20 protein-coding genes are annotated in these 19,823 nt (G+C 72.3%); 6 read left to right on the top strand and 14 right to left on the bottom strand.

Going from position 1 to position 19,823, the window contains the following annotated elements; all coding sequences use genetic code 11:
* Positions 1-287: 287 nt before the first annotated feature.
* The gene (locus tag ACZ4IF_RS02510) at positions 288-1,205 is read right to left on the bottom strand and encodes a LysR family transcriptional regulator (protein ID WP_467559931.1); all 918 of its coding nucleotides are present in this window, start codon (positions 1,203-1,205) and stop codon (positions 288-290) included.
* 199 nt (positions 1,206-1,404) lie between these two features.
* Here ACZ4IF_RS02510 and ACZ4IF_RS02505 point away from each other — a divergent pair, with 199 nt between their 5' ends.
* Both ACZ4IF_RS02505 and ACZ4IF_RS02500 read left to right on the top strand, forming a co-directional pair.
* Positions 1,405-2,217, top strand: a complete 813-nt coding sequence (locus ACZ4IF_RS02505; protein WP_467559929.1) for an NAD(P)-dependent oxidoreductase — start codon at positions 1,405-1,407, stop codon at positions 2,215-2,217.
* A gap of 9 nt (positions 2,218-2,226) precedes the next feature.
* The gene (locus ACZ4IF_RS02500; RefSeq protein WP_467558845.1) at positions 2,227-2,607 is read left to right on the top strand and encodes a RidA family protein; all 381 of its coding nucleotides are present in this window, start codon (positions 2,227-2,229) and stop codon (positions 2,605-2,607) included.
* Between the two features lie 90 nt (positions 2,608-2,697).
* Here ACZ4IF_RS02500 and ACZ4IF_RS02495 read toward each other — a convergent pair whose 3' ends face one another.
* Positions 2,698-3,291 carry a TetR/AcrR family transcriptional regulator gene (locus ACZ4IF_RS02495; RefSeq protein ID WP_359491040.1) on the bottom strand — a complete coding sequence of 198 codons (594 nt, stop codon included), beginning with the start codon at positions 3,289-3,291 and terminating at the stop codon, positions 2,698-2,700.
* 101 nt (positions 3,292-3,392) lie between these two features.
* Between ACZ4IF_RS02495 and ACZ4IF_RS02490 the strand changes: the two genes are divergently transcribed.
* Positions 3,393-5,861, top strand: coding sequence for a beta-glucosidase (locus tag ACZ4IF_RS02490; protein ID WP_467558843.1), 2,469 nt, complete (start codon positions 3,393-3,395; stop codon positions 5,859-5,861).
* Between the two features lie 122 nt (positions 5,862-5,983).
* Here the strand turns inward: ACZ4IF_RS02490 and ACZ4IF_RS02485 are convergent, their stop codons facing one another.
* Positions 5,984-6,967, bottom strand: coding sequence for an aldose epimerase family protein (locus ACZ4IF_RS02485; protein WP_359491036.1), 984 nt, complete (start codon positions 6,965-6,967; stop codon positions 5,984-5,986).
* Between the two features lie 9 nt (positions 6,968-6,976).
* Complete coding sequence (locus tag ACZ4IF_RS02480) at positions 6,977-7,876, bottom strand: SGNH/GDSL hydrolase family protein (protein ID WP_467558842.1); 900 nt, start codon at positions 7,874-7,876, stop codon at positions 6,977-6,979.
* A 265-nt stretch (positions 7,877-8,141) separates the two neighbouring features.
* On the opposite strand from ACZ4IF_RS02480, the gene ACZ4IF_RS02475 reads away from it, so the two are divergent.
* Positions 8,142-8,636, top strand: a complete 495-nt coding sequence (locus ACZ4IF_RS02475; protein ID WP_345642704.1) for a DUF3145 domain-containing protein — start codon at positions 8,142-8,144, stop codon at positions 8,634-8,636.
* 136 nt (positions 8,637-8,772) lie between these two features.
* Here ACZ4IF_RS02475 and fabF read toward each other — a convergent pair whose 3' ends face one another.
* The 5 genes from fabF to fasR all read right to left on the bottom strand — a co-directional run bounded on the left by fabF (position 8,773) and on the right by fasR (position 13,751).
* On the bottom strand, positions 8,773-10,044 hold the full coding sequence (gene fabF / locus ACZ4IF_RS02470) for a beta-ketoacyl-ACP synthase II (RefSeq protein WP_345642707.1): 1,272 nt from the start codon (positions 10,042-10,044) through the stop codon (positions 8,773-8,775).
* A gap of 128 nt (positions 10,045-10,172) precedes the next feature.
* Positions 10,173-10,421, bottom strand: a complete 249-nt coding sequence (locus tag ACZ4IF_RS02465) for an acyl carrier protein (protein ID WP_028800941.1) — start codon at positions 10,419-10,421, stop codon at positions 10,173-10,175.
* Between the two features lie 72 nt (positions 10,422-10,493).
* A complete protein-coding gene (locus ACZ4IF_RS02460; protein ID WP_028800940.1) occupies positions 10,494-11,525 on the bottom strand; it encodes a ketoacyl-ACP synthase III in 1,032 nt (343 codons plus the stop codon).
* 13 nt (positions 11,526-11,538) lie between these two features.
* Positions 11,539-12,456 carry an ACP S-malonyltransferase gene (locus ACZ4IF_RS02455; RefSeq protein ID WP_359491029.1) on the bottom strand — a complete coding sequence of 306 codons (918 nt, stop codon included), beginning with the start codon at positions 12,454-12,456 and terminating at the stop codon, positions 11,539-11,541.
* Between the two features lie 89 nt (positions 12,457-12,545).
* The gene (fasR, locus tag ACZ4IF_RS02450) at positions 12,546-13,751 is read right to left on the bottom strand and encodes a fatty acid biosynthesis transcriptional regulator FasR (protein ID WP_028800938.1); all 1,206 of its coding nucleotides are present in this window, start codon (positions 13,749-13,751) and stop codon (positions 12,546-12,548) included.
* Between the two features lie 96 nt (positions 13,752-13,847).
* Here fasR and ACZ4IF_RS02445 point away from each other — a divergent pair, with 96 nt between their 5' ends.
* A complete protein-coding gene (locus tag ACZ4IF_RS02445) occupies positions 13,848-14,504 on the top strand; it encodes a pirin family protein (protein ID WP_095934052.1) in 657 nt (218 codons plus the stop codon).
* A gap of 210 nt (positions 14,505-14,714) precedes the next feature.
* Here ACZ4IF_RS02445 and ACZ4IF_RS02440 read toward each other — a convergent pair whose 3' ends face one another.
* On the bottom strand, positions 14,715-15,536 hold the full coding sequence (locus ACZ4IF_RS02440; RefSeq protein WP_359491027.1) for a serine hydrolase domain-containing protein: 822 nt from the start codon (positions 15,534-15,536) through the stop codon (positions 14,715-14,717).
* A gap of 19 nt (positions 15,537-15,555) precedes the next feature.
* The gene (locus ACZ4IF_RS02435) at positions 15,556-16,038 is read right to left on the bottom strand and encodes a GNAT family N-acetyltransferase (protein ID WP_467558837.1); all 483 of its coding nucleotides are present in this window, start codon (positions 16,036-16,038) and stop codon (positions 15,556-15,558) included.
* A gap of 94 nt (positions 16,039-16,132) precedes the next feature.
* Here ACZ4IF_RS02435 and ACZ4IF_RS02430 point away from each other — a divergent pair, with 94 nt between their 5' ends.
* Positions 16,133-16,618: a MerR family transcriptional regulator gene (locus tag ACZ4IF_RS02430; protein WP_467558835.1), complete on the top strand. Its 486-nt coding sequence runs from the start codon at positions 16,133-16,135 to the stop codon at positions 16,616-16,618.
* Positions 16,619-16,826: 208 nt separating this feature from the next.
* Here the strand turns inward: ACZ4IF_RS02430 and ACZ4IF_RS02425 are convergent, their stop codons facing one another.
* From ACZ4IF_RS02425 to ACZ4IF_RS02415, 3 genes are all read right to left on the bottom strand, one after another.
* Positions 16,827-17,687 carry a DUF4429 domain-containing protein gene (locus ACZ4IF_RS02425; RefSeq protein WP_467559927.1) on the bottom strand — a complete coding sequence of 287 codons (861 nt, stop codon included), beginning with the start codon at positions 17,685-17,687 and terminating at the stop codon, positions 16,827-16,829.
* 66 nt (positions 17,688-17,753) lie between these two features.
* Positions 17,754-18,962 (bottom strand): alpha/beta hydrolase, encoded by a 1,209-nt coding sequence (locus ACZ4IF_RS02420; RefSeq protein WP_467558833.1) that lies wholly within the window; start codon positions 18,960-18,962, stop codon positions 17,754-17,756.
* 155 nt (positions 18,963-19,117) lie between these two features.
* Positions 19,118-19,774: a TetR family transcriptional regulator gene (locus tag ACZ4IF_RS02415; RefSeq protein WP_095934046.1), complete on the bottom strand. Its 657-nt coding sequence runs from the start codon at positions 19,772-19,774 to the stop codon at positions 19,118-19,120.
* Positions 19,775-19,823 lie beyond the last annotated feature (49 nt).

Genomic DNA, 19,823 nt, shown 5'->3' with positions numbered 1-19,823 from the left:
CGGCGGCGGGTGCGGTGCCCGCGGTGGCCGTCGCGAGTCCCGCCACGAGGGTGAGTCCGAGAATGCCGATCCGAACGCATCGGTGAGTCAGGGGAGTTCGTACCTTCCGTCGCCGGGATGGGGGGGAGTCCCTCGCTCCTGCGCGGTCGGGAGCTCGGGGGACGCTGCCGGACGGCGGCAGTATCCCGTGACGGCCGGGGCACACGCCATGGCACGTGACCGGGAAGGCCCGTGTGACCGGGCGGTTCGAGCCGACCCGGAGACGGGCGTGGAGGCGGCCGGACCATTCACACCGCCCCGACGGCACGGGTGCCGGGGATCCTCGTCGCCGACTCCCGCAGGGCGGCCAGGAACGCCTGCGCCGCCGGTGTCAGGGGCCGCCCGCGCACGGTCGCCGCGTACACCGCCCGTGCCGGTGCGTCCTCGTCGAGCACCGGGAGCAGGGCGACGTCGGGCCGCACGGACTCCGCCGCGAGCGCCGGGACCAGGGTGACGCCGAGCCCGGCGGCGACGTATCCCAGCTTGGCGGTCCACTCGGCGACGACGTGTGCGACGCGTGGCCGGAACCCGTGCCGCAGGGCCGCGTCGAGGAGGGTGCCCTCGGGGCCCGGACCCCCGGAGATCCAGTCGGCGTCGGCGAGCCGGGGCAGCCGCACGGACGCTTCGGCGGCGAGCGGATGCCCGGCGGGGACGGCGACGTACAGGGACTCGTCGAGGATGTGGTGCAGGGCGCAGGTGTCCAGCCGGGCCCGGCCCGTCGTCGACACGACCGCGAGATCGAGCCGGTCGGCGGAGAGCCGGTCCAGCAGCGCGGGGGTGAGTCCTTCCTCGCGGCTGAGCCGGACCCCGGGACTGCGGACCCGGAACGCCGCGATGGCCCGCGGGACGAGGGCCGCGTCCGCCGTGGCGAAGGCGCCCACCCGCAGGCGTCCGCCGGCCCGCTCCCGCAGTGCGGCCAGCTCGCGGCCGGCCCCGAGGAGTCGCTGGACCACCGACTCGGCGTGCGGCACGAGGACCTGCCCGGCCTCCGTCAGCCGGACGCCCCGGGGAAGCCGGTCGAAGAGGGGCGCCCCGCCGAGCGCCGCCTCCAGCGAGGAGATCTGGCGCGACACCGCCGACTGGGTCCATCCCAGTGTCCGCGCCGCCACGGTGAACGAACCGTGCCGGGCCACCTCCAGGAAGACCCGCAGCCACGTGGTGCTCAGATCGGGGGCGCCCCGGGGCGCCGGGGCGCTCGCTGCAAGAGAGCCCGGAGGTATGGAGTCCGATGGCGAGGAGACCGGTGCCGATGCGTCCGGCGGCAGGGAGTCCGAGGTTTCGGTATGCGGGTTGGGCATGGGTTCCATGCTAGACATTCGCTTGTCGCATCACGGGGGCACGCCTAGCGTCACGCACATGGACACGATGGAGAAGATCGCCTTCCTGGGGCTGGGGCACATGGGCGCGCCCATGGCGCGCCGACTCCTGGACGCCGGGCACCCGTTGACCGTCTGGAACCGGACGCCGGGCAAGGCGGCACCGCTCGTCGCGCGGGGGGCCGTGCTCGCCGCGTCCCCGGCCGAGGCCGTCCGCGACGCGGATGTGGTGATCACGATGCTCGCCGACCCGGCCGCGCTCGACGCGGTGGCCGGCGCCGTCCTCCCGGAACTGCGCGCCGGCGCCTGCTGGGTGGAGATGTCGACGGTCGGCCCGGACGTCGTCAGGGCACTGGCCGCACGGCTCGGGGAGGACGTGACGCTGGTCGACGCGCCGGTCATGGGCAGCACGGACCGGGCGGCGGCGGGCGCGCTCGGCATCCTCGCGGGCGGTGACACGGCCCGCGTCGAGCGGGTGCTGGCGCACCTCGGGACGGTGACCCGCACCGGCCCGCCCGGCTCGGGCGCCGCGCTCAAACTGGTCGTCAACTCCGCCGTCCTCGGCGGGCTCGCCCTGGTCGCCGAGAGCATGGTCCTCGCACGGGCCCTCGGCCTCGACGACGACACCGCGCGCACCGCCCTCGCGAACAGCCCGCTCGGCGGCGCCGTCGCCCGCGCCTTCGCCGACGGCGTCCACTTCGGCACCTCGCTCGCGGTGAAGGACGTGGGCCTGGCGGTCGAGGCGGCCCGGTTGCCCGCCCTGGAAGCCGTACTGGAGCACTACCGGTCCGCCGCCGCGGACCCGGCCGTCGCCCGCGCGGACGTCGCGCGGGCCGTCACCCACATCCGCACCTCGGCCTGAGGGGATCCCGTGCAGATCACACTCGACAACCCGGCCTCCGCGCCGCAGCCCGCCAACTCCTACTACTCGCAGGTCGCCCGCGTCGAACTCCCGGGCGGGGGCGTCCTGTTGTACGTGTCGGGGCAGGTCGCGGACGGCCCGGACCTGGCCACCCAGAGCCGCGGGGTCTTCGAGGCGCTCGACGCCCTGCTCAAGGCGCACGGCGCGACCCTCGCCGACGTCATCAACATCCGCACGTATCTGACCGACATCGACGGCATCGGCGAATACGGCGCCGTGCGGCGCGAGTTCCTCACCGGGACCGCCCCCACCAGCATGACCTTCGAGGCCTCCCGCCTCTTCAAGCCGGACGCCCTCGTCGAGGTCGAGGTCGTCGCGGCGATCCCGTGAGGGCGTGCCGGCAGAGCCGCGGCCGGGGAGGGGACGGCCACGGGCGCAGGTGATGCCGGGGAGCCGCGGCGGACAGCGCGCGGTCGGCGCTCAGGTCCCGCCCGGTCCCGGATCCTCGCCCAGCAGCGCGAGGAAGTCCCGGAAGGCGGCCGGCATGTCCACCGACTCCGGGTCCAGCAGCCACTGGTACTGGAGCCCGTCCATCACCGCCACGAGCAGGGGGGCGGCACGCTCCGGCGTGAGTCCGCCGGGGAGCCGCTCCCCGTACTCGGCGCGCAGCACCGACGCCATGCTCGCGCGCACGGCGCCGTACCGCTCGGTGAAGAATTCGCGCGCCGGGTGCCCTTCGGTGACGCTCTCGCCGAGCAGCGCGGAGAAGGTCTGGATGATCCCGGGCCGCATCGCGTTGTACTCGACGAGCGAGGCGAGCAGGTCGGCCCGCCACCGGGAGTCGGGCACGGCGTCCCACTGGTCCCGCTCCTTGAGCACCGCGACGAGCAGCGCCTCCTTCGTCGGGAAGTGGTGCAGCAGCCCCTGCTGGGTGAGGCCCACCCGCTCGGCGACGGCGGCGAGGCTGGCGCCCCGGTAGCCGCGCTCGGCGATCACATCGAGGGCCGCGCGCACGATCTCCGCGCGCCGCTCCTCGCTCCTGGTCCTGGCCGCCATGGCGTCACCGTACGGCATCCGATCACCCTTCGAATAACGGCGAGGTCACGAAACCTACCGCTCTACAGGCAGGGGGTGCAGGATGAGGGCGTCCAGGACTTCGACGAGGAGGTGCCGCGGTGGCGGATACCGTGAAGGACAGGCAGGACCGGCGGGACGGGCGGGAGGCCGCCCGTGAGGCCGTCGCCGAGGCGGCTCTCGGCAGGCTCGATCTGGACGCGAAGGCCCGCCTGCTGTCCGGGCAGGACATGTGGACACTGCCCGCGCTCCCCGAGATCGGACTGCGGTCCCTCGTGATGTCCGACGGCCCGATCGGGGTCCGCGGAGTGCGCTGGACCTCGGACGACCCCTCGATCGCCCTCCCGTCGCCCACCGCGCTCGCCGCCACCTGGGACCCGGCCCTCGCCGAGCGTGCCGGCGTCCTGCTCGCCCAGGAGGCCCGACGCAAGGGCGTCCACGTCCTCCTCGCGCCCACCGTCAACCTGCACCGTTCCCCGCTCGGCGGGCGGCACTTCGAGGCGTACAGCGAGGACCCGTACCTGACCGGCGTCATCGGCTCGGGCTACGTGCGGGGCGTGCAGTCGGGCGGCGTCGGCACCACCGTCAAACACTTCGTCGCCAACGACGCCGAGACCGACCGTTTCACGGTGGACAACCTGGTCTCCGAACGCGCGCTGCGCGAGCTCTATCTGGCCCCGTTCGAGGCCATCGTGGAGAACGCCCGCCCCTGGGGCATCATGACCGCCTACAACTCGGTCAACGGCACCACGATGACCGAGCACCACCACCTCGTGAACGGCATCCTGCGCGGCGAGTGGGGCTTCGACGGCTTCAACGTCTCCGACTGGACCGCGGCCCGCTCCACCACGGCCGCCGTCGAGGGCGGACTGGACGTCGCCATGCCCGGCCCGCGAACCGTCTACGGCGCGCCGCTCGCGCAGGCCGTCCGCGACGGACGGGTCCAGGAGTCCACCGTCGACGAGGCCGTCCGCAACGTCCTGCGCCTCGCCGCCCGCGTCGGCATCCTGGACGGCGCGGAGCCGGTCGTCACCGAGCCGCCGGCCCCCGTCGACGGGGAGGCCCTGGCCCGCGAGATCGCCCGCCGCGCCTTCGTCCTGGTACGCAACGAGGCCCGCGACGGAAGCAGGGCGCTGCCCCTGAGGCCGGGCACGGTGGCGCTGATCGGCGCCGCCGCCCGCGACGCCCGCGTCCTCGGCGGCGGCTCCGCCACCGTCTTCCCCGCCCGCGTGGTCTCCCCGCTGGCCGGCCTGACCGCCGCCCTGCCCGAAGGCGCCCTCAGCTACGCCGTCGGCGCCGACCCGAACGAGGAACTCGCCGTCGCCGACCGAGGATTCGAGCTGCGCGCGGTCTGCCGCGACGCACGCGGAGAGATCATCGGCACCGGCTCCGCGCCCAACGGCCACATCCAGTGGATGGGCAACGACCTGCCCGAGGGGGTCACCCACGACGGCCTGCACACCATCGAGCTGACCGGCCGGTTCACCCCGCGCGTCGGCGGCCCGCACACCTTCGGCATCAGGGGGCTGGGCGCCTTCACCCTCGCCGTCGACGGCGTCACGTACTTCGACGGCGTCCAGCGCGCCGACAAGGACGACCCGTTCCTGACGTTCTTCGGCGCCCCGGTGCCCCGGGCCCGGGCCGAACTCGCCGCGGGCGAGCCGGTGGAGGTCTCCCTCACCCAGGTCGTGGCCCTCCCCGAGGGCATGCCGATGAAGGCGATCACCTTCACGCTGACCCATCAGGAACCGCAGCGCGACCCCGACGAACTGATCGCCGAGGCCGTCGAGGCGGCCCGCGCCGCGGACACGGCCGTCGTGGTGGTCGCCACCACCGAGCGCGTCGAGTCCGAGGGCTTCGACCGCAGGGACCTGCGTCTGCCGGGCCGTCAGGACGAGCTGGTGCACGCCGTCGCCGCCGCCAACCCGAACACCGTGGTCGTCGTCAACTCCGGTTCCCCGGTCGAGCTGCCGTGGCGTGACGAGGTCGCCGCGGTGCTGCTGAGCTGGTTCCCCGGCCAGGAGGGCGGCTCCGCGCTCGCCGACGTCCTCACCGGGGCGCACGAGCCGGGCGGCCGCCTGCCCACCACCTGGGGCTCCCTCGCACAGGCCCCGGTCACCCAGGTCGTCCCGGACGACGGCGCACTCCCGTACAGCGAGGACCTGTTCATCGGCTACCGCGCCTGGGACAGGGAGAGCAGGACCCCGTCGTACGCCTTCGGGCACGGTCTCGGCTACACCGACTGGACGTACGAGTCGATCGAGGTCGACGGGACGACCGCGACGGTCCGCGTCCGCAACAGCGGCGAGCGCGCCGGACGCGAGGTCGTCCAGATCTACCTCGCCCCGGTGGAGGCCGACCCCGGGCGGCCCGCCCGCCGGCTCGCCGCCTTCGCGGGCGTGGCGGCCGGACCGGGCGAGAGCGTGGAGGCCGTTGTGGAACTCCCGCGGCGCGCCTTCGAGATCTGGGACGAGAACAGCGCATCGTGGGCGTTTGTGAAGGGTTTGTACGAGGTTCAGGCAGGCCGTTCCCTCACGGACCGTCGTCTGAGCACGATCATCGAGGTGTGACGGGCGCGAGCCGCCCCCAAGACCAGCCCCGGCCCGGAACCTGACCTCCGGACCGGGGCTCGCCTCGTTCCGCGCCCTCTCTCACGGGCGCGGACCGCGCGGCGGGACGGTGCCGGGGACGGTCACCGTTCGCGCACGGAGAAGCCGAACACGGTCTCCGACCGGTACACCCCGCCCGGCCGCAGCTCGGTGCTCGGGAAGTCCGGCCGGTTCGGCGAGTCGGGGAAGTGCTGCGTCTCCAGCGCGATCCCGTCACCGGGCGCGTAGGGGAGCGAGTCGTCGAGGTGGTCCGCCGTGTAGAGCTGGAGCCCCGGCTCGGTGGTCGACACGGTCAGCAGGCGCCCGGATTCCGGGTCGTGCAGCTCCGCCACCTCGACGGGGGCGTCCGTCACCCCCTTGTCCAGGACGAAGTTGTGGTCGTACCCGGCGCCGACCTTCCGGGACTGCCGGAAGTCGAAGCGCGTGCCCTCGACGGGGGCGAGCTCCCCGGTCGGGATGAGGTCCGCCTCCACCGGCGTCAGCCGCGCGGCGGCGAGGCGCAGTTCGTGCCCTCCGGCGTTGCCCCCGCCGCTCAGGTTCCAGTAGGTGTGGCTGGTCAGGTTCACCACGGTCGGCGCGTCGGTGCGCGCCTCGTACGCGATCCGCAGCGAGCCGTCCGCGTCGAGCGTGTACGTCGCCGAGACCGCCAGTCGGCCCGGGAAGCCCTCCTCGCCGTGCGGGCTGACCCGCGACAGCCGCACGCCCCCGTCGACCGGCTCGGCGTCCCACACCCGCTTGTCGAAGCCGAACTCGCCGCCGTGCAGCGAGTTCGGGCCGTCGTTCGGGGTCAGGTGGTAGGTGAAGCCGTCGAGCGGGAAGCGGGCGCCCGCGATCCGGTTGGCGTACCGGCCGACCAGCGCGCCGAAGTACGGCTGCGGGTGCGCGAGATAGCCCGCGAGGTCCGGGAAGCCCAGCACCACGTTCGCGGTCCGCCCGTCCCGGTCGGGGATCTCGGCCGACTGCACGATCCCGCCGTACGTCAGGATCCCTACCCGCACACCCGACCGCTCCAGAGTCCAGCGATGGACCGCGGTGCCGTCGGAAAGTGTGCTGAAAAGTTCGCTCATGAGCGAACCCTAGGTCACCGGATTGCGTGCGGTGATGTTGCGGTATGCGATCTCGGCCAGCCGAGCCTGCCCGTCCTTGCTCGGGTGGAACCAGTCCCAGTGGCTCAGCTGCTCCGTGTCGAAGCGGTACTCGAAGACCGCGCCGCCGTCGAAGCGGCACCGCCGGTCCTTGGCACACACCTCGCGCAGCACCTCGTTGTACGCCTCGACGCGGCTCTGCACCTTGGCGCGCCGCAGCGTCGCCGCCGAGTCCAGGGCGTCCGCGTCCCCCAGCATCGACGGGCAGATCCCCAGTTTCCAGATCTGCTTGCCGAGCGCGCTCGTGCGGCCCTGGGACCACAGGCGCTTCAGATCCGGCACGCTCGCCACGTACACCTGGGTCTTGGGCAGGGCCGCACGCAGCGTGTCCATCGCGTCCTGGAAGCCGACGCGGAAGTCCGCCACGGACGTCATCGCGGAGGCCGAAGCACGACAGGCGTCGTTGGCGCCCGCCATCACCGTCACCAGCTCCGGCCGCCGGGTCGCCGCCTGTGCCATCTGGCCGGGCAGATCCGCCATCCGGGCGCCGGTCACCGCGTAGTTCCAGCTGCGCTCGGCGGCGCCGGCCTTCCCGAGCAGCCGCACGGCGAGGGACTTGACCTGCGCGTCGCTGCCCGTCGCCCAGGACACCTCGGGGCAGTCCGACAGCACGGCGCAGGCGTCGAAGCCCCGTGTGATGGAGTCGCCGACGGCGGCCAGCGACCGCGGGCTGGTGTTCCACGTGGGCGTCGGCTTCGGGGACGGACGAGCCGCGGAGGTGTCTCTCGGCGCCGGGGAGTTGCCACCGGAGGCGTCGCACCCGGCGACGCCCAGGAGGGCCGCCGCCGCGACGGCGACGACGGCCCGTGAACGGTGACTGCGGTTCCGCATCCCCAGGTCCCCTCGTTCGTTGTGCAGGGTCGGTCACACCCTTCGGGCGCACCGGTCGGTGTCGCGCCGTAGGCCATTGGTGGCACCGCGTCGTGCCCGGTCGGCAGCACCGCGTCCCCATGGGTGAAACCTCGGTGTTTCCAGGCGTCGGGACCGACGGTACGTCACACTCCTTGCGCCGCCGCACGGTAGCCTCGCCCCGTGGCCGCCCTGCCACTGCCGTTCCGCTAAGTTACAAGATGTCTCGCTCTGTCCGGAGGCCCCAGTGACGACACGTGGAGTTCTCTACGTGCACTCCGCGCCCCGCGCGCTGTGCCCGCACGTCGAGTGGGCGGTCGCCGGGGTACTCGGCACACGCGTGAACCTCGACTGGATCCGGCAGCCCGCCGCGCCCGGCACCTGGAGATCGGAGTTCTCCTGGAAGGGCGAGGTCGGCACGGCCTCCAAACTCGCCTCCGCGCTGCGCGGCTGGCAGATGCTGCGCTTCGAGGTCACCGCCGAGCCCTGCCCCACCGCCGAGGGCGAGCGCTACAGCTGCACCCCCGACCTGGGCATCTTCCACGCGGTCACCGGGATCCACGGCGACATCCTGATCCCCGAGGACCGGCTGCGCGCCGCCCTGCTCCGCTCCCAGCGCGGCGAGACCGACCTGGAGGCCGAGATCGCCAAGCTTCTCGGCAAGCCCTGGGACGACGAGCTGGAGCCCTTCCGCTACGCGGGCGAGGGCGCCCCGGTCCGCTGGCTCCACCAGGTGGTCTGACCGGCGGACCACGCGACCAGCCGCCTGTGAGCCCGCGAGCCGCACCGGGCGGAGGACCCGGACGACGAACGGCGTGTGGCCCGTACTCCTGGCCAGGAGTACGGGCCACACGCCGTTCAGCAGAGGGACACCGGCGTCAGACGGTACGGAACGCCAGCACCACGTTGTGTCCGCCGAATCCGAACGAGTCGTTCAGCGCGGCGATCCGCCCGTCGACGGGCAGCTTGCGCGCCTCACCGCGGACGATGTCGGCGTTGGCCTCGGCCTCGGGGTCGAGGTTCTCGACGTTGATGGTCGGCGGGGCGACCCGGTGGTACAGCGCGAGCACCGACGCGACCGACTCGACACCGCCGGCGCCGCCGAGCAGGTGGCCGGTCATCGACTTGGTGGCGGACACCGCGATGTGGTCGGCGTCGTCGCCGAACACCTTGCGAAGCGCCTTCAGTTCGGCCACGTCACCGGCCGGCGTCGAGGTGGCGTGCGCGTTCACGTGCACGATCTCGGCGGGGTCCAGGTCGGTGTTGTCGAGCAGGTTCTGCAGGGCGTGCGAGATGCCGCGGCCCTCGGGCTCCGGCTGCACGATGTCGTGGGCGTCGGCCGAGATGCCCTGGCCGACGGCCTCCGCGTAGACGCGGGCGCCACGCTTGGCGGCGTGCTCGGCGGACTCCAGGACGAGGACGCCGGCGCCCTCGCCGAGGACGAAGCCGTCACGGTCGACGTCGTAGGGGCGCGAGGCACCCTGCGGGTCGTCGTTGTTCTTGGACATCGCCATCATGTTGCCGAACGCGGCGATGGGAAGCGGGTGGATGGCCGCCTCGGTGCCACCGGCGACGACGACGTCGGCGCGGCCCGTGCGGATCATCTCGATGGCGTAGCCGATGGCCTCGGCGCCGGAGGCGCAGGCGGAGACCGGGGTGTGGACACCGGCGCGGGCGCCCACGGCGAGGCCCACGTTGGCGGACGGGCCGTTCGGCATCAGCATCGGCACGGTGTGCGGGGAGACGCGGCGTACGCCCTTCTCCTTCAGCACGTCGTACTGGTCGAGCAGGGTCGTCACGCCGCCGATGCCGGAGGCGATGACGGCACCGAGCCGGTCGGGATCGACGCTCGCGTCCTCGCCCGCCTTGTCGGTGAAACCGGCGTCGGCCCAGGCCTCCTTGGCCGCGATGAGCGCGAACTGCGCCGAGCGGTCCAGCCGGCGGGCCTGCGGGCGGGGGATGACCTCGCCCGGCTCGACGGCGATCTGTGCCGCGATACGGACCGCCTGGTCGGCGGCCCACTCCTGCTCCAGGGGACGGACACCGGAACGTCCGGCGACCAGGCCCTCCCAGGTAGAGGCTGCGTCGCCACCCAGCGGTGTGGTTGCGCCGATACCGGTGACGACCACGGTGCGATTGGTCGGGCTCACGGGAATTCTTTCTCCAACGGATACGAGGATTCAGCGGCGCCACCGCCGGGTGGCGGGGCATGCGGCCCAGGCGGACCGGGGCTCGGAGCCCGGACGGAACCGGGGCTCCAGCCCAGGTGATCGGTAGATCAGGCCTGGTGCTTGAGGATGTAGTCGGTCGCGTCGCCGACGGTCTTGAGGTTCTTGACGTCGTCGTCCGGGATCTTCACGTCGAAGCGCTCTTCGGCGGCGACGACGACCTCGACCATGGACAGCGAGTCGACGTCCAGGTCGTCGGTGAAGGACTTGTCCAGCTGGACGTCCTCGGTGGGGATGCCGGCGATCTCGTTGACGATCTCGGCGAGACCTTCGACGATCTCTTCCTGAGTGGCGGCCATGTCAGGCGCTCCTTCGGTGTGTATCCAGAGGGTGTGGCGGTACTCCGCCCGGAGATGATCCGGACGGTGTGCCTAGGGGAGGGTAACGACCGTGGCGGCGTACACGAGACCCGCCCCGAATCCGATGACGAGCGCGGTGTCGCCGCTCTTCGCCTCACCGGTCGCCAGGAGCCGCTCCATCGCGAGCGGAATCGAGGCGGCCGAGGTGTTGCCGGTGGTGCGTACGTCACGGGCGACCGTGACGTGCTCCGGCAGTTTGAGCGTCTTCACCATCGAGTCGATGATCCGCTCGTTGGCCTGGTGGGGAATGAAGACGTCCAGGTCGTCCGGCGAAAGTCCGGCGGCGTCCAACGCCTCCTTGGCGACCTTCGCCATCTCGAAAACGGCCCAGCGGAACACCGCCTGGCCTTCCTGCGTGATCGCAGGGAACTTGATCTCGCCCTTGGAGTCGAGCGGAAGCTGCGAGACGTCGCCGATGCGGAAACGATCCCACGGCACGGTCTGCTTGATGGTGCCGGCCTTGTCGCCCTCCGAGCCCCACACGGTCGGGCCGATGTGCGGCTCCTGCGAGGGACCCACGACGACCGCGCCCGCGCCGTCGCCGAACAGGAAGGCCGTGGCGCGGTCCTCCAGGTCGGTGAGGTCGGACAGCCGCTCCACGCCGATGACGAGGACGTACTCGGCCGAACCCTCGACGATCATGCCCTTGGCGAGGGTCAGACCGTAGCCGAAGCCCGCGCAGCCGGCCGAGATGTCGAAGGCTGCGGCCTTGTTCGTGCCGAGCTTGTCGGCGATCTCGGTGGCGATGGCCGGGGTCTGGCTGAAGTGGGACACGGTGGAGACCACCACGGCGCCGATCTGGTCGGCGTCGATCCCGGCGTCGGCGATGGCCTTGCCGGACGCCTCGATCGACATGGCGGCGACGGTCTCCTCGTCGGAGGCCCAGTGCCGGGTCTGGATGCCGGAGCGCGAGCGGATCCACTCGTCGGACGAGTCGATCGTCTCCAGGATCACCTCGTTGGGCACGACCCGGACGGGGCGGTAGCCGCCGACACCGAGGATGCGGGCGAAAGGAGCGCCCTTGGGGGCCTTGATCTTCGACATGCTCTCGGGCTCCTTAGGCCGCGCTGTGCTCGGCGACGAGTTCGCGAGCCGCGTCGAGGTCTTCGGGGGTCTTCAGGGCCAGCGTCCGGACGCCGGGCAGCGCGCGCTTCGCCAGACCGGTGAGCGTGCCGCCGGGGCACACCTCGATCAGCGTGGTCGCGCCGAGGTCCTCGAACGTCCGCATGCACAGGTCCCAGCGCACCGGGTTGGCGACCTGGCCGACCAGACGCGAGACGACCTCGGCACCGGTGTCGACGACCTGGCCGTCCTTGTTCGAGACGTACCGCACCGTCGGGTCCGCCGGCGTCAGGTCCTCGGCGGCCTTCGCGAGCGCGTCGACCGCGGGGGCCATGTGAGCCGTGTGGAACGCGCCCGCGACCTTCAGGGCGACGACACGGCGTACGCCCTCGGGCTTGTCCGCCTCCAGGGCGGCCAGTTGCTCCAGGGTGCCGGCGGCCACGATCTGGCCCGCGCCGTTCACGTTGGCCGGGGTGAGGCCGAGCTTCTCCAGGTGCGGGACCGTCGTCTCCGGGTCACCGCCGAGGAGCGCCGACATGCCGGTCTGCGTGATGGCGGCGGCATCGGCCATCGCCAGGCCCCGCTTGCGGACGAGCTGGAGTGCGGCGGTGTCGTCGAGCACTCCGGCGAACGCGGCGGCGGTGATCTCACCGACGCTGTGACCCGCGACGGCACCGGGCGCGATGTCACCGAGTGCCGCGGCGGACAGAAGACCCGCGGCGACGAGCAGCGGCTGCGCGACAGCCGTGTCCCGGATCGCGTCCGCGTCGGCCTGCGTGCCGTAGTGGGCGAGGTCGAGTCCGATGGCCTCCGACCACGCGGCAATGCGGTCGGCGGCGCCGGGGAGTTCGAGCCAAGGAGTCAGGAAGCCGGGCGTCTGAGCGCCCTGGCCGGGAGCGACGAGTACGAGCACTCTCACACTCTCTCTTGTGGACGGCCACGGCCGCCCGTGGGGACAGGGACGAAGAACACGGAGGGGAATTGTAGGTCCCCGACAAAAGGCTAGGTCTGGGGATCTCCATCGGTGAGACGCCCCAGGATCAGCGCGATGCGCAGGGTGAATGCGGAGCGTACATCCGACGGCGACCAGCCGGTGACGTCTGTCACACGTCGGAGCCGGTAGCGCACGGTGTTGGGGTGCACGAAGAGCATGCGGGCAGCGCCTTCGAGGCTGCTCGCCTGTTCCAGGTAGACGCTGAGGGTCTCCAGGAGCGCGGAGCCCGCTTCCTCCAGCGGTCTGTAGATCTCCTCCACCAGCTGTTCGCGCGCGGACGGGTCTCCGGCGATCGCGCGCTCGGGCAGCAAATCGTCCGCGAGAACCGGCCGCGGGGCGTCCTGCCAGGCGAAACACGCCTTGAGTCCGGCGGCGGCGGCCTGTGCGGAGCGGGTCGCGGCGAGCAGGTCGGGCACGATCGGCCCGGCCACGACGGGGCCGGCGGCATACGGTCCGATCAGCGACTTGGCGACGGCGAGCGGGTTGTCGTTGCCTCCCGCGATGACGACGAGCCGGTCCCCGAGGACCCCGGTCAGCACCTGGAGCTTGGCGTGCCGGGCGGCCCGCCGGATGGCCTCCACGGTCAGTTCGCTGTCCCCGTCGGGTGCCGTGCCGAGCACCACGCAGACGTGCTCGGGGGAGTTCCAGCCGAGGGCGGCGGCCCGGCTGACGGCACCCTCGTCCGCCTCGCCGGAGAGCACCGCGTTCACGACGAGCGACTCGAGGCGCGCGTCCCAGGCACCGCGTGCCTCCGCCGCCTGCGCGTACACCTGGGCCGTGGCGAAGGCGATCTCGCGGGCGTAGACGAGGAGCGCCTCGCGCAGCACGGACTCGTCGCCCGGGGCGGCCACCTCGTCGATGGCGCTCTCCATGACCTCGATGGTCGTCCGCACCATCTCGACGGTCTGGCGCAGGGTGATCGCCCGGGTCAGCTCGCGGGGAGCCGTGCCGAAGACGTCGGTGGAGATGGCCTGCGGGGCGTCCGGATGCCGGAACCACTCGGTGAAGGCGGCGATACCGGCCTGCGCGACGAGCCCGATCCAGGAACGGTTCTCCGGTGGCATGGCCCGGTACCAGGGCAGCGTCTCGTCCATCCGCGCGATGGCCTGGGCGGCGAGACTTCCGGACGACTTCTCCAGTCGCCTCAGGGTCGCGGAGTGCGTGTGGACGTCGTGCGACGGGCGGTCGGTGTTGCTGGCTTCGGGTTCGGGCACGGGACAAGACTGCCTTATCAGGACGGAGCCGTGCGGCGGCGGGTCACCGCTAAGCGCGCGAAGGGCGTCGGACCGGCGGCTACCGTGGTGCCTGTGATGGACGTCCGCCGCGCCGACGAGCGCTACCGCGGAGGGGATCCGGAGGCCGGGATCTCCTCCCTCCACGCCTTTTCCTTCGGTCCGCACTACGACCCGGACAACCTCCGCTTCGGCGCCGTGATCGCCTGCAACGAGGAGCGGCTGGCGCCCGGCGCGGGCTTCGACGAGCACCCGCACAGCCACACCGAGATCGTCACGTGGGTGGTGGAGGGCGAGCTGACCCACCGGGACTCGGCCGGGCACGCGTCGGTGGTGCGCTCCGGCGACGTCCAGCGGCTGAGCTCCGCGGGCGGCGTCCGGCACGCGGAACGCAACGACGGCACGGAGCCCCTGGTCTTCGTGCAGATGTGGCTGGCCCCACTGGAGCCGGGCGGCGATCCGGCGTACGAGATCGTCCACGGCATCGCGGACTCCACGCCGTACGCGGTGCCCGAGGCGGGCGCCATGCTGCACGTCCGCCGGCTGACGGCGGGGGAGCGTACGGCGGTCCCCGACGCGCCCTTCGTCTATGTGCACGTCGTGCGCGGCGAAATCCGCCTGGACGGCGAGGAACTGGCGGCCGGGGACGCCGCGCGGATCACCGAGGCGAAGGACCTGGAGGCCGTGGCGGGCGCCCCGGCGGAGCTCCTGCTGTGGGAGATGACCGCGCCGTGAGCCGTGAGCCGTGAGCCGTGAGCCGTGAGCCGTGAGCCGTGAGCCGTGAGCCGTGAGCCGTGAGCCGTGAGCTGTGCGTCGTGCGTCGTGTGCCGTGACCGTGATCCCGGATCCGGTTCGTGCGCGGACGGGCCCCCGGGAGGCACGGAAGTCCGGGGGTGGAGCCCCCGGGTGACCGGCCGACGAGCGGTGGAGCGGTGAAGGCCCGGCTCAGCGGCGGAGGTCCGCCAGCACGCCGTCGGTGAACGGCGTCCACACCTCGGCCGCCCAGGGCCCGAAGGCCCGGTCCGTCAGCGCGACGCACGCCGCGCCCGCCACCGGGTCGACCCACAGGAACGTGCCGGACTGACCGAAGTGTCCGAAGGTGCGGGGCGAGGACGCATTCCCGGTCCAGTGCGGCGACTTGTGGTCGCGGATCTCGAACCCGAGGCCCCAGTCGTTGGGGTTCTGGTGTCCGTACCCCGGCAGCACGCCCTTCGTCCCCGGGTACTGCACGCTCATCGCCTCCGCGACCGTCCGCGGGTCGAGCAGCCGCGGTGCCTGCACCTCGGCGACGAAGCGGACGAGGTCGGCCACCGTGGACACGCCGTCCTTGGCGGGCGAGCCGTCGAGCGTGGTCGACGTCATGCCCAGCGGGTGCAGCACCGCCTGGCGCAGGTACTCGCCGAAGGGGATGTCGGTCGCCTTGGCGATGTGGTCCCCGAGCACCTCGAACCCGGCGTTGGAGTACAGCCGTCGCTCCCCGGGCGCGGAGGTCGTACGGTGCTCGTCGAAGGCGAGCCCGGAGGTGTGCGCGAGCAGATGACGGACCGTCGCTCCCGCGGGTCCCGCCGGTTCGTCGAGGTCGATCGCCCCCTCCTCGTACGCGACGAGCGCGGCGTACGCGGCGAGCGGCTTGGTGACCGACGCGAGCTTGAAACGGTGTTCCAGCGGCCCGTGCGTTCCCAGTACCGCGCCGTCCGCGCGGACGACCGCCGCGGCGGCGGTGGGAACGGGCCAGTTCGAGATCAGCGCCAGGCTCTGCAGGGACATGCCTACGAGCCTAAGCGGCTCACAGCTGCAGACGCATCGAGGGGTCCGGCTTGCGCACGAAGCCGAGGGCGGCGTACAGCGGCTCGGCCTGGGCGGACGCGTTGAGGTCGACCTGCGCGGCGCCCCGCTCGCGGAACCAGTCGAGGAGCGCCTCCATGCACGCGCGGGCGTAGCCGCGGCGCCGGGTGTCCGGGTCGGTGGCGACGCTGAAGACGTGGCCGACCCGGCCGTGCGGGTTGCCCGCGCGGCCGATCCGGTACTCGACGGTCCCGGCGACGAGTGCCGCCAGGGCGCCGGGACGGTCGGGATGGTCGACGACGAAGGCGGCGAAGGTACCGTCGGTGTCGGCCAGCCGGCGGCGTACGGTCGGGAGGGACTCCGGATGCCAGGCGGAGGCGTCCGGCGGAGCGTCGCCCGGGGCCCCGAGTGAGTCGATCATCACCTGGCGCAGACGCAGTACTTCCCCGGCGTCCTCGGGCACGGCACGTCGTACGAGACTCATGATCGGCACGGTATCCACCCGCCCCGGCCGAGTCGCCGGAATTTCACCTGATTCCGCTTGCTTGGAGTGCACTCCAAGGTTCTAGCGTGGGGGCATGACGGTGATGGAGACCACGGCCGAGGCCGCCGAGACCGGCACCAGGAGCAGGACCGACCTCTGCGCGGCGCCGCCCGAGCGGCACCGGCGCCCGGACGGCCAGGACAACTACACGATCAGCGAGGTCGTCGCCTTCACCGGCCTCACCGCGCACACCCTGCGCTGGTACGAGCGCATCGGGCTGATGCCGCACATCGACCGCTCGCACACCGGGCAGCGCCGGTACAGCAACCGCGACCTCGACTGGCTGGGCCTCGTCGGCAAGCTCCGGCTCACCGGGATGCCCGTGGCCGACATGGTCCGGTACGCGGAACTCGTGCGCGAGGGCGACCACACCTACATCGAGCGCTACGAGCTCCTGGAGGCGACGCGCCGCGACGTCAAGGCGAGGATCGTGGAGCTCCAGGACACGCTCGCGGTGCTCGACCACAAGATCAACTTCTATGCGGACGCGGGGCGGGCCCTGGCGTCGGAGAGGTCCTGACGGCGGACAGCGCCATCCGCAAGGTCCAGCTCGGCGACGGGGGCGAAGCGAACGTCATGTCGGCGTACCGGTCCCCGGCGACCGGCTCCAGCTCCTGCACACCGACCTCGGGGCCCGGACATGGGTGCGCGCCGGGTGGGTGGGGACTCCCCGGCCCGGAACGCGGTGTGTGGCCCGGCGGGGCGGCACTCCGGGTGCGGAGGATGGCCTACAGTTCCGCCAGCAGTTCGGCCTTCTTGCTGCTGAACTCCTCGTCCGTGACGAGCCCGGCCTCGTGCAGTTCGCCGAGGTGACGGATCCGGTCGGCGATGTCGGCCGGATCGCGGCGGGGAGCCGGCGCGGCGACGGCCGTGGGGCCGGCGGACCGCACCGCGGCCAGGACGGCGGCGGCGAAGGGCAGCGACTCGTGCACCGGGCCGTAGCCGAGGCCGAAGACGACGGCCGCCGGATCCTGGTCGGCCTGGGCGGGCTGCGCGGCCGCGGGAGCACGGCGCAGGAGCCGCAGGTGGCCCTCGAAGACCTCGGGGGAGCGCCACTCCACCCCGCTCAGGTCGGCGACCGGGAAACTCTGGTCGCCGGCCTTCCACTTCGCGGAGGAGGCTCCCGTCCAGAACCAGCGGAAGGACACCGCCCTGCCGTCGAAGGAGGCCTTCCCGTCGTACGCCTTGAAATGGAGGGGCCCCGCGGGCGGATCCACCAGATAGCGTTCGGCCGGTTCGTCGTCGGTGGTGAGCCGGTCGCGCAGTTCGTCCGCGTAGTACTCGGCGAGGGTCTCGCGGTCGGCGGGCAGCACCAGCCGGTAGGGGTCGCACCCCTCCTTCAGCTGTCCCGCGGCAGCCTCCATCAGCGGATCGGCGCCCGACCGTGGCACGGCGCGCAGAACGACCGTGCCGCGCTTCCCGGGCGTCAGCGTCACCGCCGCGATCGCCTCCAGGGGGATACGGCGTTCACCGAGCGCCTGGAACAGCTTCGGCGTACGGATCCCCCGTTCGAAGCGGATGAGCACGGAGTCGGACTCGAACTCCCAGGCGGCATGAAATCCGGCCAGTACGTCACCCATGCGGGCCATCGTATGCGGCACGCAAGCCTCCGTCGCCTCCTCGTACGGACCGCAGTTTTTCGCTCTCTACGCGCGTCAGGCCGACGCGGCGTCGGACAAACCCGCCCGGCACGCCTCATCGTCACGTGCGCAGCTCACCGCGCGGTACGCGCCAACACCGATCTCCGCGAAGTTGCGGAGGCTCTCCGTGCCCGGCTCGAAGTAGCCGGCGTGCCCCTGCGCCCCGTCCGCGGAGAGCACCCGCGCACCGAACCCCTTCGACACCGGGTCGGCGCCGTGCCCGAGACCGCCGACCTCCAGGTACGGCACGTCCTGGATCCAGTCGTCGCGGTCCCGCATCGCCCAGACCTGCGCCGAGGTGTGCAGGCCGGCCGCCTTCTCGGCCCGCATCCCGGGGCTTCCCGCCACCGCTATGTCGGAGACCCGGGTGGGCAGTTCGTGGGCGGCGACCCCGCACAGCACGGAGCCGTAGCTGTGGCAGTACAGCGCGACCGGCGCTTCCCCCGGCAGGGCGCGCAGCAGCGCGTTCAGCCGCACCGCGCCCTCCTTCGCCCGCATCGCGGTGGCCGCGTCCATGCCGAGCCCGCTGGGCGCCGTGTAGTCGGCCCAGGCGATCACGGCGGTGCGCGTGCCCGGACCCGCGGCGCGTTCCTCCGCATACAGCGAACGTGCCATGCCGACCGGAGCCGAGTACTTCTTGGAGGTGCGCTGGAAGGTCAGCAGGTCGGTGTCGACCCCGGGCACCACGACCGAGATCCGCTCCGCCTTGTCGAGGCTGCCGAAGACCTCGGCGACCCGGCCCGACCCGATGGGGTCGAAGGCGAGGATCTTGCGGCCCTTGTGCAGCAGCGCCTCGTAGCGGTCCATGCGGCGGCCCGCGTCGCGCTGGCCGAGGGGCGACAGCCGGTTGTCGTGCATGCGCTTGCGCTCGACCTTGCGCTGCTGGTCGAGGGCGATGCGGTTCGCCCGGTAGCGCAGGGTCACGGGCGCGCCGTTCATGTTGCCGACCGCGAGCGGGTAGCGGTGGGCGAGGTGGGTGCGCTGCTGGGCGTCGAGCGTCGCGAAGAAGCGGGCCAGCACGCCCGGCGCCGACTCGGCGTCGGGCAGCGGCCGTCCGGCGATGTGCCCGTGCCGCCAGGCGTCGCGGGACGCCTGGAGCGGGGTGGCTCCGCGGTGGCTGTGGAGAGCGGTCCAGCCACTTGTGGCGAGCATCACGAACACCACGGCCAGCGCGAGCAGTGCGCGCCAGACGTTGAGTTGGGGAGACGTGTCGAAGGAAGTCACTGAGAGGACACCCTAGGAGAAGCAGAGTGCCTCACGTTAAACGAGTGAGCGGGATCACGTTTCTGGTGGGGTAATTGGGGCAAACCGGGTTCAGTTTGAGTTAAATACTCACGCTGCGTGGCCGAATTGCTGCGACGCCTGTGCGAGATGTGACGCTACGTGCGCCACTTCTCCGCCAACGCGGGCCCCACATGGTCGAGATAGGACGCCGTCAGTGCGCGGATCGCCTCGACGCTGGTGTCCTCGCCCGCACCCCACAGCCGCCCTGTGACCCGCATCACCCCGCCGAACACGGCGACCGCCACGCGTGGGCGGGGGTCCGCGTCGACGTCCAGGCCCTCGCGCTCGGCGATCACCCCGGCGATCTCCTCCTCCATCTCGGCGGAGCGGCGCAGGTGGGCGGCGAGCAGGGCGGGGGTCGACTCGATCAACTGGAAGGTGCGCATGTGCAGTTCGATCGGGATGACCGCCTCGATCGCCTCGCCGATGGTGTCCCAGCTCTCCAGGACGGCCCGCCGCAGCGCCTCCAACGGCGCTTCGTGGGGCGGCCGTTCGCGCACGGCGGCGAGGAAGTGGGACTCGGCGAGCCGCTGGACGAACAGGGCGACGTCCTCCTTGCCCGCGAAGTAGCGGAAGAAGGTGCGCTGGGACACGTCGACGGCGTCGGCGATCTCGTCGACGGTCGTCTGCTCGTACCCCTGGGTGGTGAACAGTTCGAGGGCGGCTCGCAGCAGAGCGTCCCGGGTGCGCTGCTTCTTGCGTTCGCGCAGTCCCGGGCGCGGTGCCGCCCCGATCGTGTCCGCCGTCTCCATGGCCCTCGTTTCCCTGCGGTTCGACCGGTTCAGCCTATCTGTGAGTGAC

This window comes from Streptomyces sp. NPDC025784 (assembly GCF_055558435.1).
The sequence above is the reverse complement of the archived record's forward strand: the minus strand, read 5'-3'. Positions and strand labels throughout refer to the sequence as shown.